Here is a 15,471-nt window from a genome sequence, read left to right as displayed (position 1 = left end):
CGTTTTCTATTAGTCAAACTTTCAATCTAGCGTAAAGCTATTGTCTGATAACCAAGTACAATGTTGAATTACCCCGTTTCACGTTAAGCGCGATAACGCCTTTCGCTTCATCTAGTGCATTTCTGAACTCAGCCACGGTAGATGTGCGAACTCGGTTAACACCTATGATCACGTCTTCAGACTGTAAACCAATGCGCGCCGCTGGTGCACCACGTTCAATGTCAGACACTACAACACCGGCATTACCCGCGTCATCAGTACCGTTTGCGAGCGTTGCACCCTCAAGCGCTGGGTGTATTTGAGCCGCAGTAACAGTGGTATCTGCTGCATCATCTAGCACCACATCTACCTTCATTTTCTTACCTTTGCGCATAACAGTAAGCTCAACTTCAGCGCCGGCCCCCATGCTTGCAATCTTAGCGCGCAACTCTTGGAAGCTGTTAAGTTTACGTCCGTTTATAGCGGTAATAATGTCACCCGCTTGAATTCCACCTTTTTCTGCTGCTGAATCAGGCTGCACCTCACTAACGAATGCACCAATGTTCACCTCAGCATTCATGGCTTCAGCTAAGCCCGCATCGATGTCACTACCAAGAATACCTAAAAGGCCACGTCTTACTTCACCAAACTCAGCAATCTGATCAACTAAACTCTTCATCATGTTTGCTGGAATGGCAAAGCCGATGCCAACGTTTCCGCCGTTGGGACCAAAAATAGCGGTGTTAATTCCAACGAGTTCGCCACGTAGGTTAACCAGTGCACCGCCCGAGTTACCTCGGTTGATTGCGGCGTCAGTTTGAATGAAATCTTCGTAGCCGCCAATGTTTAAACCTGAACGACCTAATGCGCTAACAATACCTGAGGTGACTGTTTGCGATAGACCAAATGGGTTACCAATTGCTACCACAAAGTCGCCCACACGCAGGACATCTGAGTCGGCTAATGGCAGTGCTTTCAAATCGTCCGGATCAATTTTCAGTAGCGCGATATCACTTTGTTCATCTGAACCCAGCTTCTTCGCTTTGAACTCACGACCATCCGTTAATTTGACGGTGATTTCATCTGCGTTATCAACTACGTGGTTATTGGTTACTACGTAACCTTTATCCGCATCGATTATGACCCCAGAACCCAGACCTCGGAAAGGACGTTCCTGAACTTGCTCTTGCGGTGCACCAAAGAAGTAGCGAAACATTTCTGGTACACGCTGTGTAGAAGTTTGCGTGCCTTCTACAGCAATACTTACTACGGCAGGCGTCGCCTCTTCCAGCATGGGTGCTAGAGAGGGGACTTCATCTTTTTTATCTGAAAAGAACGGTAACGCCGCCTGTGTGTTAGCAGTAAAGCCCAGTGAACTTACAACAACGGCAGACGCCAATAGACAATGGCGGAAAGACATTTTCATGTTCGCTTACACTCCTTCATGTTATATGCGACATAGCATGGTTTCACTAAAAGAGTCCGAGGTCGTGATAAAGTTCCCGATGTTACTGTTTTTCTGCGTTATTCTGCTCAGAACCACCGACGAACAACCCAGAACCTGAGTTTGCAAAGTCCTTTGGCTGTGTGTCAGAAACACGGTTAACTTTAGACTTATCTGAACCTTTTAGATTATTACGTAAATAGGTTGTGGCTTGCTCCCCGTAGAACGGGACTTTGCTGCCTTCTTCTTCACCGCCTTGCTCAAGCAGTGTTTCGTACTCATCAATCTGTTGCTTTAATGTTTCGCACTGGCTTTCAATGCTCTCTAAACTCTGACGAGTTTGATGAATGTGATGCTGTGCTTGCTGTGCAAGGATCTCTTTAACTTGCTTCTCAGTTTGAGCAGCACTGCCTGCGCCCTGCTTTTGCTGAAAAAAGCGACCTACAAAAAAGCCAATAATTAAACCAACAACTAATAAAGCAAGAGATACTAACAATTCCATTATATTCTCCGAATAAATCTACATCGCGCAGCCGACCTTTTGTTGTACGATCTAAAAGCTGCTTTCGACCATAAGCTGAATATAGCAAGGTCAAACCCGAAAAGCGCATACATAGTCACATTTATTCAGTGTATGTCGAATTTCAATGTGAGATTCTACCGTGATTTCCATTAAAATTAAGGTCATAATTGAGAAATTCAAGCAGGTCGGTGCAGCAAGCGCCACTATTGACTTTTGTACGGAGTGAATTCGGCGATGACGCCATGGGAAAAATATCAGCTAGATCTTCAGTCTTCAGATTTTCATTACGACGCAGCACAAGAAAATGCAGTAAAAGAACTTCAACGTTTGTTCGACGAACTGACCCAGCCTGAAAAGAAAACAACGTGGCGGGTGAAGTTAAAAGCAGCATTTGGTAAAGGCCACGCCAAACCAGGTATTCAGGGTATCTACTTCTACGGAGGAGTAGGACGAGGCAAAACCTACCTTGTTGATACTTTCTACGATTGTCTCCCGTTTGAAAAGAAGATGCGCGTTCACTTTCACCGTTTTATGTATCGTGTACACGACGAATTAAAGCTGCTCAAAAACGCCCAAGACCCGCTAAAGTTAGTGGCTGCCAAGCTAGCAAAAGAAGCGCGGGTAATATGCTTTGACGAGTTTTTCGTGTCTGATATAACCGATGCCATGATTTTAGGCACGTTAATGGAAGAGCTGTTTGGGCACGGTATTGTGCTGGTGGCGACTTCGAACATAGTACCTGACGATTTATATAAAAATGGATTGCAACGTGCGCGGTTTTTACCAGCCATCGACTTACTAAATCAGAATACCCGTGTGGTAAATGTCGATAGCGGTATTGATTATCGTCTTAGAACGCTAGAGCAAGCCGAAATTTATCACTACCCACTTGATGAAGAAGCCACCGAGAACTTGCATAGCTACTTTTCTCAGCTAGCGCCAGAAGAGGGCTCTCAAGGCGAAGACATTGAGGTGAACAATCGCAAAATACCAACGCTTAGAAATGCTGACGGGGTATTGATGATTGATTTTAAAGCCCTGTGTGGAGGTCCTCGCAGCCAAAGTGACTATATCGAGTTAAGCCGTTGTTATCATTCGGTGCTATTAGCCAATGTTATGGAAATGGGGCAACACAACGACGATGTGGCGCGCCGTTTTATTGCTATGGTGGACGAATTCTACGAGCGAAATGTAAAACTGATCATATCTGCAGAAGTCGCGTTGGAAAGCCTGTATACCGAAGGACTACTTAACTTTGAGTTCAGACGCTGTCTTAGCCGCTTAAAGGAAATGCAGTCACACGACTACCTAGCAACCGAACACTTGCCGTAAACACAAGTGTGTGGGGTCAGAGTACATTTTGAACTCATCGAAAATGTGAAATCTATTTACCTATTGCCTTTCTAGGGGCGTTCACATTGGTATTACATGAAAATTAAGGTAGAATTTCGCCCAAATTTTTTGTGTTGCTTAGCCTGCCGTTATTTTGGGCAATGTTTCGCTTGGTAATTCTAAGCACTGTCGCGCTGCGCCATTTAAGAAACGTCGCGTTCGGCATTGTTACCAAGTAAGGCAGAGTGACGCAGCCTGGTTTAATGGTCAGGCAAATAGTAGCCCGATAAAACCCAACGCAGCATTTCAAATTGCGAGAAAGAGAATTTTAAGATGGGAAGAGCATTCGAAGTACGTAAAAACGCCATGGCAAAAACTGCCGGCCAGAAAACTAAAGTTTATTCTAAATACGGTAAAGAAATTTACGTATGTGCGAAAAATGGTGGTGCCGACCCAGACACTAACCTTTCACTTCGCCGCCTAATGGAAAAAGCAAAGAAAGACCAAGTACCAAGCCACGTTATTGAAAAAGCGATAGATAAAGCCGCTGGCGGCGCAGGGGAAGACTTCCAGCCTATGCGTTACGAAGGCTTTGGCCCGGGTAACTGTATGGTTATTGTTGACTGCTTGTCTGACAACGCAAACCGTACCATCACTGAAGTGCGCAACTGCTTCACTAAAACTAATGCCAAGCTAGGTGCACAGGGTGCGGTGTCGCACATGTTCGATCACCAGGCTGTTTTCCAATTTGAAGGTGACGACGAAGACGCCATCTTAGAAGTGCTAATGGAAGCAGACGTAGACGTAACTGAGGTTGAAGTTGAAGACGGTAAAGTGACCGTATATGCGCCGCACACCGAGTTTTACCAAGTAAAAACAGCGCTAACAGAAGCTTACCCAGACATTACTTTCATTGCAGAAGAAATGAGCTGGATGCCTCAGACTGAAACTGAGATAAGTGAAGAAGACATGCCGATGTTTGAAAAATTCATGGACATGCTTAACGATTGTGACGACGTACAAGACGTTTACCACAACGCGATTACGCCAAATTAATTTAAAGGCTTAATAAAAATCATGAAAACCCTCGATAACTCGAGGGTTTTTTATTTCAGACGTATTGGCAGCGTATAAAAGCTACATTGCGTGCACATGAAGCAAGTACTACCGGTGACGGTAGGTACTTTTAAAGGTTTACAGTTTGATATTTTATCGGTGCTAATTTCTTTAAGATTCGATTTTCTTGTTGATATGTGAGACCCACATCACGCATTGCGCCCTGTACATATTCAACCAAAATATAGAATTCACGTTCTTTAATATTAAGCCCGGTGTGTGATTCCAACATCGTTTTACCATTGTACTCGCAAGGCCCGCCAATAAGCTCACAGATCTGTAATACGAGCTGGTCTCTTAGATGCTTTTTGGGAACACCTTTAAAGTAATGGCCAATGACAGGGTCGGTATAAATACGGGTAATGGCAACGCCGTATATGGTGTTTAGGGTTTTATGGCCGCCAATTTCTTTATAAAGACTTTGCTTAGGAACGCTTGTGCACCCGCCTAAAACACAGGCTAAAATTATGATGGTTAATGCGCGAACCCTGGCTGTTTTAATCATATAACTATAGCCTTTTTAAAAGTGACCATTTACCGTTAAATAAAAGCCTGAAGAACTTTCTTGTAGCGGCAAGTTGCCCAAATCGACATAGGCAGCGGTGATTGAAAGTGACTTATTGGGAAAATAGGCAATAAAGGCATCAACAACTGTGTCTTCTTCGGCTAGACCGCCTAATCGATTGGTTTGTGTTCTAAACTCTGTGCCAATGGCTGTAGTTGGGCTGATTAGAAGCGCCAATGAACCTTCCCATTCAAGTTTTGCACTGTCATTACCTTCGGCCCCAAACCCTAGTAAACCAAACACATTTGCTTTTGTGTACCTGGCGGTTAAATTGGTGAGTAAGTTATAGCCAGACGGTGTGCCTAACCATAATTTGGTCGCTGAGAGGTACACGTCAGTGCCGCTGTCGTCTTTTGCCCCTAATAGAAGCGGAACGCCAGTTTCAGGAAGTGGTACAGAGCCATCAGGAAGAGAGAGTGAGCTATCAAAATCTCTGTTTTTCTTGTACTGGGCGCCTATCGCTATTTGAGGAAGCCAAGAATCTTGTGCGAAGACGCCATCTCCAAATACTTTAACTTTCGCGCCTACAATATCCTGTTCAACTGTCGCGCTGTTAGCGTTAGATATTGCACCTTCGGTAAGTAGTGCAAACACATTGCTGGTTAGCCCAGATGAAATATCTAAGCGCTGGCGCTGCAAGCTAATTTCGACGCGGTCAAATAGGCTAAAACCCGCACCAGCCGTAGTGAGCCTATAATCGTTTAGGCTTAAATATTGAATATTGGCAGAGTAACTAACTTCTTCTTTACTCGTGTATCCACCGATAAATGCCCAAGGGGTTATGCCGCCACCAGCGGCGCCTTCAAAACCTGTAACCCCGCCTGAGGCTACTAAACGAGAACCACTGTCAGCGAATGCTGTAAATGAAATGAGCAAAGAGGATAACAGCAAAACCTTTATCATAAGGAAGATCCTATTTTATGTTGCAGCTATTCCATATTTCTTTGAACAGCATATTGGCTACATAATAGTATCAAGGTTGCCCAGCGTAGGCTAATCGTATCGCGTAGTACATTATTTAGTTTGCTCATTCATTAGTGCAAACGTTTACCTAAGCATGTAATTTTTTAATAAAATCGTTCCAAATAAGTGGTTTAGATAAGTAGTAACCTTGTGCCCAGTCACAGCCGCTTTGTTTTAAATAGTCAAGTTGCTCTTGAGTTTCAACACCCTCGGCAATAACGCGTAGGCCATATAATTTGGCTAAATTTTGAATCACCATAACCATTTTTTTTCTGGCTTCTCTTTCAGAAAATAAATCGTTCACAAAGGAACGGTCTATTTTTAAGCAGTCAGCAGGGTAATTTATCAGCTGGCTAAATGCGGTATAGCCCGTACCAAAATCATCTAAAGCTAATGACACGCCCAGCGCTTCTAACGCTTCCAAAGTTGCCATACATGTCGTATCACCGGCGACAAAAGCCGTTTCTGTCACTTCAAGTTCTATATATTCAGGCGACACTTTATAGGTTTCTAGTAACGCTTTTACTTGAGCGGGGAAGAGTTCATTGTGTAACTCTACGCCAGAAATATTTATGCAGATTTTTCCTTCAAAGCCATGTTCTGACTGCAGGCTAACCAGTGCCTTCAACGCATTATTGATAACCCAAAGGTCGATGTCTTTTATCAGCCCGGTGGCTTCTGCGACGGGAATGAAACGATCAGGACCTATTCCCTTTAGGTCCGGCGAGTGACACCGAAGTAAAGCTTCAACAGCCACTATGGTGCTATCTCGACAGTCAAATATGGGCATATATACCAAAGAAAAGTGCTCTTCACTTAATGCGAGCTTAAGGCCTTTTTCTATTTGTTGACGCTCTTTAAGGCTGTCTGCAATATCTTGCGTAAAAAACCTAAAGCAGTTCTTACCACTGCGTTTGGCGTTATACATTGCTGCATCTGCGTGGTTTATCAACTCTGAAGGTTCAGTTGCATCATCTGGATATACTGCGATACCTATGCTTGCATAGGTCATATGCTTAATACCGTCGACTTCAAAGCCGCCGTTGAATACGTCTAAAATGCGTGAAGCGACTGTTGCGGCATTTAATGGCTCTTTAATATTCGGTAGTAATACAACAAACTCATCCCCGGCAAGTCTGGCTAAACTCTCGGTGCTATTTTTAAATAACTGATCCGTTGGACGAATAGCTTCCCAGAGCCGTTCGCTGAATTTGAGCAACAAACGATCTCCTGCTTCATGCCCATACTGGTCGTTCACTTGCTTAAAGTTATCTAGGTCAATATAGAGCAAACCGATACGCTGATTGTCTTTTTCTGCTCTGCTTAACATTCGATTTAGGTTTGTTTTAAAGCTCCATCGATTTGGTAGGCCTGTCAACGTGTCATAATAAGCCATCTGACGGATATCATCGTCGTGAAGCTGCATGATGGTTTCATATGAGCGTTCTTCAGATCGCAATGCGGCAAGACATATAGCATTAAGTGCTAGTGTGGTAAGTAAGAAGCGGAGAGACTCAACAAGGGTGTAGCTAGTCATTAAAATAGCTGACAAGGGGGTAAATAACAGCAAAGTACTGGTCACACTGAAAATGCTGAATACTGCTACCGCAGGCCAAAAGCGATTGATGAAAAGGTTAATTGCGGCAATGGGATATATCCACAGCATTCCTGTGTTGTCTTTACCGCCTGTGATAAGGAGGCTTATTGTTAAGACAAACAAAATCGCGCTTAAGATAATAGCGGCTCGCTCTACATTATTAGAGCGCTTCAACACATACAGGTTTATTAAACCAACGACTGCATTTATAAGCAGTACGCTGCCTAGAAATATTGACCCATCGTACAAACTGTAGCTACCCAACGCACACAGGAAAATAACGCCAATAATGGTAAGTACGTAGCATAACGTGTGGCGCCTGCTTTTGCGGACTGCAATCATTTCTTGCTGACCAGCAGTTGTTTGGCGAGGCTGATTGGTTGCTGTCAAAGTGTTTCCCGTTTCCGCAATAAGAAAAAGCTAAAATGAGTGTCGTGTGCTAACTAAGATTCTGAATAACTCTTTTAAAAACAATGATATTATTAAACGTTCTATCGCTCATACTATCTAGCGATTGTTGTAATATTCATCTTCAAAAATAATTTGAAACTGATTCATGAAATAGAGGGCTTATCATTGAAAAAGCCAATCTATACCATACGCACAACTTCACCAATATCTACTTAATCTTTGAGGAGTAAGTTGTGACGAACCCTATTATAGAAGATCTGAACAAACGTTATACGGTCAAAAAGTATAATGTAAATAAACGCATAGCCGCTGATGACCTTGCCACGATCCTTGAAGCATTGAGGTTATCAGCTTCTTCTATCAACTCGCAACCTTGGAAATTTGTGGTTGTAGAAAGCGACGAAGCCAAACAGCGTTTACATGATAGCTTTGCCAACAAGCACCAATTTAACCAGCATCATGCCAAAGAAGCGTCGCATACAATCCTGTTTGCTTACGATCCGATGTTCACTAAAGAAAAGTTTGTTAAGCGTGTTGATGCAGAGGTTGCATCGGGACATCTCCCTGAAGACATGCGGGAAAACTTTATGGGGGCTTATGCATTTGCCGAGGCGAATACCGATGAAAATGGCAATAACGCAGCGTGGACTAAAGCGCAGGTTTATCTTGCACTTGGAAATGTAATGCACACGTTGGCTCGTTTGGGCATTGCGTCTACGCCGATGGAAGGGGTTGACCCTGATATGTTGAGTGTATTGTTCGCTGATGAGCTAGACGGTCATATTTGTGAGGTGGCGCTAGCTATGGGGTATCCTGATACAGAGCAAGACTGGAACCACGGTTTGCCTAAAGCACGCTTACCGAAAGAAGATGTTATTACTGTCGTATAGGTGTACCTATACTTTTAAAGCGCAAAATAAGTTATTTCTGAGCTGGAAAAACTTCAAAAAGGGCCCTTTCTCTGGGCTCTTTTTTATTGGCGATTGAATTACGCTATTTCACCCCCATTTTGGCTATTAGATAGAAACCGTACTCTTACACTAAAAGAATTACTAAATTACTCGTGCACGCCGCCTTTAAACGCTTTTACCCCGCTTCATTTGCGCCTTTTCTTGTGGCGTGGGTATTGTCGTATCTGGTCGTAAGTACAGGCTTTCAGACACTTGATGTTGCGGGTAATGCTGAAATTACGTCTCAGTCACCATTTGCCAAGTTTGTTCACAGCACGCAAAGCTATTCCCTTCGATTTAGTTTCTCTAAACTGTCAGATGGTAAAGGCGACAAACATGATGATGTAGACACTTTCGGGTTAATACCATCATCATTCCCCCCCGTTTTTAACGATCTTTTATCCGCCAATGCCACATCGGCACTTCTTTTTACTCACACTAAAAAATGGGTTAGACCAAGCCCGCGCAGTCCGCCTTCGGCCCTGAGTTAATGCTTTATTTGCGCCAGAACGCGAGCAAATTTGTTTTGTTCCTAGTTGTGGCGTCTTAAAAAACGTAATTATTCAGGATTTTAAAATGGCACGATTTTCATTTCGTGGCTTTGTGTATGTGCTTATCGTTATGCTCGGTTTACTGAGCGCGGCGCCCAACATTCTGCCACAATCAGTTAAACAGCAATTACCTGCGTGGTACACCACTTCCACACTATCTTTAGGCTTAGACTTGCAAGGCGGTTCGCATCTGCTCTTAGCCGCCGATACCAACGCCTTAATTGAAAAGCAACTTAACAGTTTTTCAAGTGATTTATTTAGCGAGTTGAGAAGTCAAGATATACGCTATACCAAAACCTCTCATTCACTTGCCTCTAAAACCGGAAGTGACAGTAGTTCGGGTAGCGTGGTTTTTACTTTGCGTAATTCAGATGATGCAAGAAACGTAACAAACACAGCATTTCAAGTTTCCGCGCAACCAAACGGCTCAAGCGCACTTGATGTTACGATAAAGCAAAGCACTGTTACTCTTAAGCTTAACGAACTATATACCGAACAATTGGTTAAAGACACGTTAAGCCGAAGTGTTGAAGTAGTTCGTAAGCGTTTGAATGAAACGGGGCTTACCGAACCTAGCGTTACTTTACAGGGTAAAGACGCGGTTTTAGTACAGATGCCGGGTATGTCTGACCCAACCCAGGTTAAAAAACTGCTGGGCACTACTGCACAAATGACCTTTCATTGGGCCGCCAACAGCCAGTCTGAGCAGGTAATGAATAAGCAAGATGCGGCGGGTAATACCTATCGTTTAGAGCAAAAAGTAGCGCTAGAAGGTGAACACATTACTGATGCGGCAGGTGTGTTAAGCACCGAAACCGGTCAGCCAGTAGTGACCTTTCGTTTAGACAGCGCGGGCGCAAAGCAATTTGCCGCTATGACGCGCGACAACATTGGTCGCGTACTTGCTATCGTACTCGACGACAAAGTGGTGACAGCCCCCGTCATTAATAGCGTGATCCCTGGTGGTCGCGGTGAAATAACCGGTAACTTTACGTTGCCTGAAGCGGGCAATACGGCATTAATGCTTCGCACCGGCGCGTTACCCGTTCCACTTACTATTATAGAAGAACGGACGGTTGGACCTGATTTGGGCAGCGATGCAATCCAAACTGGTGTGGAAAGCGGTGTGGCAGGTGCGTTACTGGTATTGGCATTTATGGTTGCGATTTACGGCAGGTGGGGCGCTATCGCAAGTTTTGCTTTGTGTATCAATATGGCGCTAGTGTTTGGCGCACTAACTCTGTTTGGCGCAACATTGACGTTACCAGGCATCGCAGGTTTGATCCTAACCATGGGCATGGCGGTGGACGCGAACATTCTGATCAATGAGCGTATTCGTGAGGAGAGTAAAAAAGGGCGTCCGGCAGCCAGTGCAATAGGAGTGGGGTTTGATAAAGCCTTTGCGACTATTGTGGATTCAAACTTCACTACGTTAATAGCGGTAAGCTTGCTGTTTATGTTTGGCAGTGGCCCTATCAAAGGGTTTGCAATTACTATTGCCCTTGGTCTTGTCTCTTCGGTATTTACTGCGGTTGCCTTAACTAAAATGCTGATGCTAAGAGTGGTTAAATCGAAGCATAAGAATACGCGAGATCGCGCACAGCAGCGTCTACCTTTGCGCTTCTCATCACCGCTTTTGCGGTTGAGCGATAGGCTCAGCGGTATTAATTTTCTGGCAAAACGAAAAATCGCGCTAACTGTTTCGGTAGTGCTAACCGTGCTTTCAATTGGTTTGTTTGCCAAACCAGGCTTACATTATGGCGTCGACTTTACCGGTGGCACCATGATTGAGCTGACTGCGCCCACCCTTAATACCGACGAGCTAAGGAATGTGATTGAAAGCAATGGCTTTGAGCAGGTTGCTATTCAAGAATATGGCAGTGAACATCACTATTTATTGCGAGCACCTGTTCTAGATAGCACTGGCGAGTTTGAAAATAGCAACGCAAAGCAGACCGACGCACTAAAGCGTGCGATTTCGAAAGCTGACGAACAGGTAAGCTTTGATAAAGTAGACATGGTTGGGCCCAAAGTCAGTGGCGGCTTTGCCGAGCTATCCATTCTTGCATTGCTTATCGCAGGTGGCGGCATGTTGGTGTATCTGTGGGCACGCTTTGAGGCGCATTTTGCCACCGCGGCGCTGCTGACCGTGATACTCGATTTAACCAAAACCATAGGCTTTTTCGCGCTAACGGGCATCGAATTTAACTTAACGGCTGTCGCCGCTCTGTTGGCACTTATTGGGTACTCTATAAATGACAAGGTGGTAGTGCTTGATCGCATTCGTGAACTACTACGTTTAGACCCAGCCAAACCTTTAGCAAATACTATCAATGAAGCGGTGAACAGCACATTAAGCCGAACGGTATTTACGTCTGTTACCACGCTGCTAGCGCTGCTTCCAATGGCTATTTTTGGTGGTGATGCAGTAGAGAGTTTTGCTGTGCCTATGGTCTTTGCTGTCGTAATTGGCACGTCATCGACCTTGTTTATTACCTCTTCGTTGTTGTATTTGTTGGGCAGTAGAAGAGAGAAACAAGGTAAAGCGCAGTTAAAGCCTACTGCAGAAGAGATTAAGGCGTCGCTGTCACACATCCCTTAATGGGAGCGAGCCCTTTTACCTTGTCGTTTTTTTGGCCTTTGTAACCTCAATACATTAACCCGAAAACGCGATAAGGTAGCAGTATTAACAGGAATCTTTGATGTGCGCACGCACACTCCTTTAGTTTGCGAGTGCACATCAAGGCCAATAAGGAACGTATAATGTTTGCAGTTGATCACATTATTTTACTTAGCGCAGTGCTTGCTATATTGGGCGTACTGGCCAGTAAGTTGTCTCCGCGCTTTGGCGTACCTGTTTTGGTGCTATTCCTCGGTGTGGGTATGTTGGCTGGAGAAGATGGTATTGGCCGAATACTCTTCGACAATGCCGATGCCGCACATGCTATAGGCACATTTGCGCTTATATTGATTTTGTTTGATGGTGGCTTGCAAACGTCTAAGAAGTCTATCATTCAGGCGTGGAAACCGGCTGCTTTACTCGCCACCTTTGGGGTAGTCGGTACGGCTGTAGTAACCGGTCTTGCAGCCATGTATATTTTGGATTTACCCCTTAATAAAGGGTTGTTGCTTGGCGCTATTGTAGGGTCAACCGATGCGGCAGCGGTGTTTTCCGTTTTGCGCAATGCTGGCATACGCATTCCCGCTAAAATAAAATCGACGCTGGAGCTAGAAAGTGCGTCGAACGATCCCATGGCCATATTTCTTACCATCGGTCTTATCACACTCATTCAAGACAGCACCACTAAGCCGCTAGATTTACTTTCGCTCTTTGCCAGTCAAATGGGCGTAGGTGCTGCTGTAGGAATTGCCATCGGTGGAATTGCTGTTTGGCTATTTAGGCGAGTTTCCTTAATGGCGATTGGTCTTTACCCTGTATTTGTAATGTTATTTGGCGTTCTGTCTTTTGGTTTGGCTGCAAATTTAAACGGTAGCGGCTTTCTCGCTACTTTTATTACGGGGGTTATCGTAGGTAACAGCCGCTTTGCTTATCAGCGCAATACTTTCGTGTTTCTGGATGGGCTGGCTTGGCTTGGGCAAATTGCCATGTTCGTTATTCTAGGTTTGCTAGTAACGCCTACGGAGCTTTTCGTTAGCTGGAAAGAAGGGTTGTTAATTGCCCTTGTGCTCATTTTTATTGCTCGCCCGCTCGTAGTAATGCCTATTTTGATGCTATCAAAGTTCTCGTTCAAAGCGTCGTTGCTCATATCCTGGGTGGGTTTACGCGGCTCGGTGCCCATTATCTTGGCTATATTTCCGCTAATATTCGGCATGCCATACGCCGAGCTCATTTTTAATGTGGTGTTCTTTATCGTACTAATTTCCGCCTTGTTGCAAGGTTCCACCTTACCCTATGCAGCGCGTAAATTAGGTCTTGTGTTGGACGATGAAGTAAAAGAATCGAACACGTTAGAAATTGTAAAAGTCGCCAAGAGCAAGCGCGAACTCATCGAAATTGAGGTATCTAAGTCATCGCCAGCGCTAAACAAGACCATAAGTGAGTTAGCCCTTCCTGACAATACGGTCGTGGTGATGATAGCTCGTGGTGAAGAAACCCTTATACCTAAGGGAAGCACAAAAATAGAAAGGGGCGATCAAATTTTTATCATTACGAAACTGCTAGATAAAAATTCAGTAGAGCGGTGTTTTTATGGTGAGTAGGAATAGGGTGCTATTGTAAGGCACTTCATGTAGAATGCGCAGCGGAGTTGGCCAGGCAATCGCCGCTTTCGTAAGAAAGGGGAGGAAAGTCCGGGCTCCAAAGGGCAGGGTGCCAGATAACGTCTGGGCGGCGCGAGCCGACGACAAGTGCAGCAGAGAGAAGACCGCCTAAGCATGTTTACATGCCGGTAAGGGTGAAAGGGTGCGGTAAGAGCGCACCGCACCTCTGGTAACAGAGTGTGGCAAGGTAAACTCCACCCGGAGCAAGACCAAATAGGATCCCTCAACGTGTGGCCCGCATGGGGATCGGGTAGGTTGCTTGAATCAGTGAGCGATTGCTGATCTAGAGGAATGGTTGCCCACGACAGAACCCGGCTTACGGCCAACTCCACTCTTTTCTAAATAAGCCTTATGACGCGCTTTTTTGACGTTTAGGTGAAGCCTCTACCTGAAGGCACTCTCCTTCAAGCAAAGATACATTATCCTTCGTTACTGAAAAAATATCGGAAGACCTGATGTGAAAATACCTGCGCCTGCAGTTTTGTCACTAGGCTGGGTAATACGGTAGCCCACATACAGCTAAGCACCTTGGAAATACGTACTGTTTGACGAGAATAAAGGCTCTGCTAAATCGTAGGTAAATACGATAGGAAAAACTTCAGTATAATCCTGTTAAGATGAGTTGTGTCTTTTAAGGGCGATGTACCTTTCGAAAAAGGCTAATGACGGATATCCTTAAAAACCTAGGTCGTATATCAAGGTTGGAAAAAGGTAAGGAAGGTAAAGTGGAAAAAACGGCGAGCACAAGCCATGCATTAAAAGGTAGTTTTGCGATAGTGATGGCAAGTTTCTTGTGGGGAACTACTGGTACCGCCGCTCAGTTTGCACCTGAAATCAGCCCCCTGGCTATAGGCGCATTTGCGATGGGTATCGGCGGTGTTCTGCTGTGCGTGAGTGCTCGTAAATCCTTGTTTAAGGATACGCGCATTCTATTTTTGAAACCCCTTACTTTTTTGTTTGGTAGTGCTTGTGTTGCCATCTATCCGCTCGCCTTCTACAGTTCAATGCGCCTGTCTGGCGTAGCCATAGGTACAGTAGTATCTATTGCTAGCGCGCCTCTTTTCGCTGCCCTATTGGAGTACGTTCTAAGTAAAAAGCCCGTGTCTTTAAAGTGGTTTATTAGTTTTGTATTTGGTGCGATGGGCATTGGGCTGTTAGCAATGGGTAAGTCACAAAGTATGCTGACGTTAGCAGCATCGCAGCATGACCAAGTGTTGGGTGTTATATTAGGTTTAACTGCAGGTTTAACCTACGCAGGGTATTCATGGGCTGCGAAACAACACATTGACGCGGGTGCAAACTCCCAATCAGCGATGGCAGGTCTCTTTGGTTGTGCAGCACTTGTTCTGCTGCCTTCTCTGTGGTTTACCGGTCAAAATTTGTTTGCAAACACAGTCCACACTAGTGTTTCACTGTATATGGCAGTGGTACCTATGTATCTTGGTTATTTACTATTTGGCTATGGCCTTCGTACAACCGAAGCCAGTAAAGCCACGCTTATCACACTGATTGAGCCATTAGTTGCTACGCTTTTTGCAATCTTCATAATTGGTGAAGTGTTCAAGCCGGTGGGATGGGTAGGAATGACGCTCGTGTGTTTCTGTCTTCTCATTCAGTCGATAAAGCTTCCCTCTGCCTTCGAAGGGACTCGTCACAAGGCAACTACATAGTCTCGTGGATGCTACTTTAAAAAGCTATCAGACGAGCAACAGTAAAGACTAGGGCGGGCCGCAGCATACGCCCTATTAAAACTCGAAGA

The 15,471-nt window shown here is 44.8% G+C and carries 12 protein-coding genes and 1 other RNA gene; 8 read left to right on the top strand and 5 right to left on the bottom strand.

Features of this window, described 5'->3' with window-relative positions:
• Nucleotides 1-37: 37 nt before the first annotated feature.
• Nucleotides 38-1,399, bottom strand: coding sequence for a DegQ family serine endoprotease (locus C6Y39_RS07450; RefSeq protein ID WP_105930844.1), 1,362 nt, complete (start codon nucleotides 1,397-1,399; stop codon nucleotides 38-40).
• Nucleotides 1,400-1,487: 88 nt separating this feature from the next.
• Nucleotides 1,488-1,925, bottom strand: coding sequence for a ZapG family protein (locus C6Y39_RS07445; RefSeq protein ID WP_105930657.1), 438 nt, complete (start codon nucleotides 1,923-1,925; stop codon nucleotides 1,488-1,490).
• Between the two features lie 255 nt (nucleotides 1,926-2,180).
• On the opposite strand from C6Y39_RS07445, the gene zapE reads away from it, so the two are divergent.
• Nucleotides 2,181-3,278: a cell division protein ZapE gene (zapE, locus tag C6Y39_RS07440; RefSeq protein WP_105930656.1), complete on the top strand. Its 1,098-nt coding sequence runs from the start codon at nucleotides 2,181-2,183 to the stop codon at nucleotides 3,276-3,278.
• A gap of 333 nt (nucleotides 3,279-3,611) precedes the next feature.
• The gene (locus C6Y39_RS07435) at nucleotides 3,612-4,334 is read left to right on the top strand and encodes a YebC/PmpR family DNA-binding transcriptional regulator (protein WP_105930655.1); all 723 of its coding nucleotides are present in this window, start codon (nucleotides 3,612-3,614) and stop codon (nucleotides 4,332-4,334) included.
• 130 nt (nucleotides 4,335-4,464) lie between these two features.
• On the opposite strand, the gene C6Y39_RS07430 is transcribed toward C6Y39_RS07435, so the two are convergent.
• The 3 genes from C6Y39_RS07430 to C6Y39_RS07420 form a co-directional block, all read right to left on the bottom strand.
• Entirely contained in the window at nucleotides 4,465-4,899 is a 435-nt protein-coding gene (locus tag C6Y39_RS07430) for a group I truncated hemoglobin (protein WP_105930654.1), read from the bottom strand.
• Between the two features lie 15 nt (nucleotides 4,900-4,914).
• Nucleotides 4,915-5,862, bottom strand: coding sequence for a DUF3034 family protein (locus C6Y39_RS07425; RefSeq protein WP_105930653.1), 948 nt, complete (start codon nucleotides 5,860-5,862; stop codon nucleotides 4,915-4,917).
• Nucleotides 5,863-6,010: 148 nt separating this feature from the next.
• Nucleotides 6,011-7,909, bottom strand: coding sequence for a putative bifunctional diguanylate cyclase/phosphodiesterase (locus C6Y39_RS07420; protein ID WP_240618836.1), 1,899 nt, complete (start codon nucleotides 7,907-7,909; stop codon nucleotides 6,011-6,013).
• Nucleotides 7,910-8,163: 254 nt separating this feature from the next.
• On the opposite strand from C6Y39_RS07420, the gene C6Y39_RS07415 reads away from it, so the two are divergent.
• From C6Y39_RS07415 to C6Y39_RS07390, 6 genes are all read left to right on the top strand, one after another.
• Nucleotides 8,164-8,820: an NAD(P)H-dependent oxidoreductase gene (locus C6Y39_RS07415; protein WP_105930652.1), complete on the top strand. Its 657-nt coding sequence runs from the start codon at nucleotides 8,164-8,166 to the stop codon at nucleotides 8,818-8,820.
• A gap of 236 nt (nucleotides 8,821-9,056) precedes the next feature.
• Entirely contained in the window at nucleotides 9,057-9,371 is a 315-nt protein-coding gene (locus C6Y39_RS07410) for a hypothetical protein (protein ID WP_240618835.1), read from the top strand.
• A gap of 85 nt (nucleotides 9,372-9,456) precedes the next feature.
• On the top strand, nucleotides 9,457-12,033 hold the full coding sequence (gene secD / locus C6Y39_RS07405; RefSeq protein WP_105930650.1) for a protein translocase subunit SecD: 2,577 nt from the start codon (nucleotides 9,457-9,459) through the stop codon (nucleotides 12,031-12,033).
• 161 nt (nucleotides 12,034-12,194) lie between these two features.
• The gene (locus C6Y39_RS07400; protein ID WP_105930649.1) at nucleotides 12,195-13,652 is read left to right on the top strand and encodes a potassium/proton antiporter; all 1,458 of its coding nucleotides are present in this window, start codon (nucleotides 12,195-12,197) and stop codon (nucleotides 13,650-13,652) included.
• Between the two features lie 43 nt (nucleotides 13,653-13,695).
• An RNA gene (rnpB, locus tag C6Y39_RS07395) (RNase P RNA component class A) lies at nucleotides 13,696-14,046 on the top strand.
• A gap of 391 nt (nucleotides 14,047-14,437) precedes the next feature.
• Nucleotides 14,438-15,382: a DMT family transporter gene (locus C6Y39_RS07390; RefSeq protein ID WP_105930842.1), complete on the top strand. Its 945-nt coding sequence runs from the start codon at nucleotides 14,438-14,440 to the stop codon at nucleotides 15,380-15,382.
• Nucleotides 15,383-15,471 lie beyond the last annotated feature (89 nt).

The organism is Alteromonas gracilis, from assembly GCF_002993325.1.
GTDB classification, from domain to species: domain Bacteria; phylum Pseudomonadota; class Gammaproteobacteria; order Enterobacterales; family Alteromonadaceae; genus Alteromonas; species Alteromonas gracilis.
The sequence above is the reverse complement of the archived record's forward strand: the minus strand, read 5'-3'. Positions and strand labels throughout refer to the sequence as shown.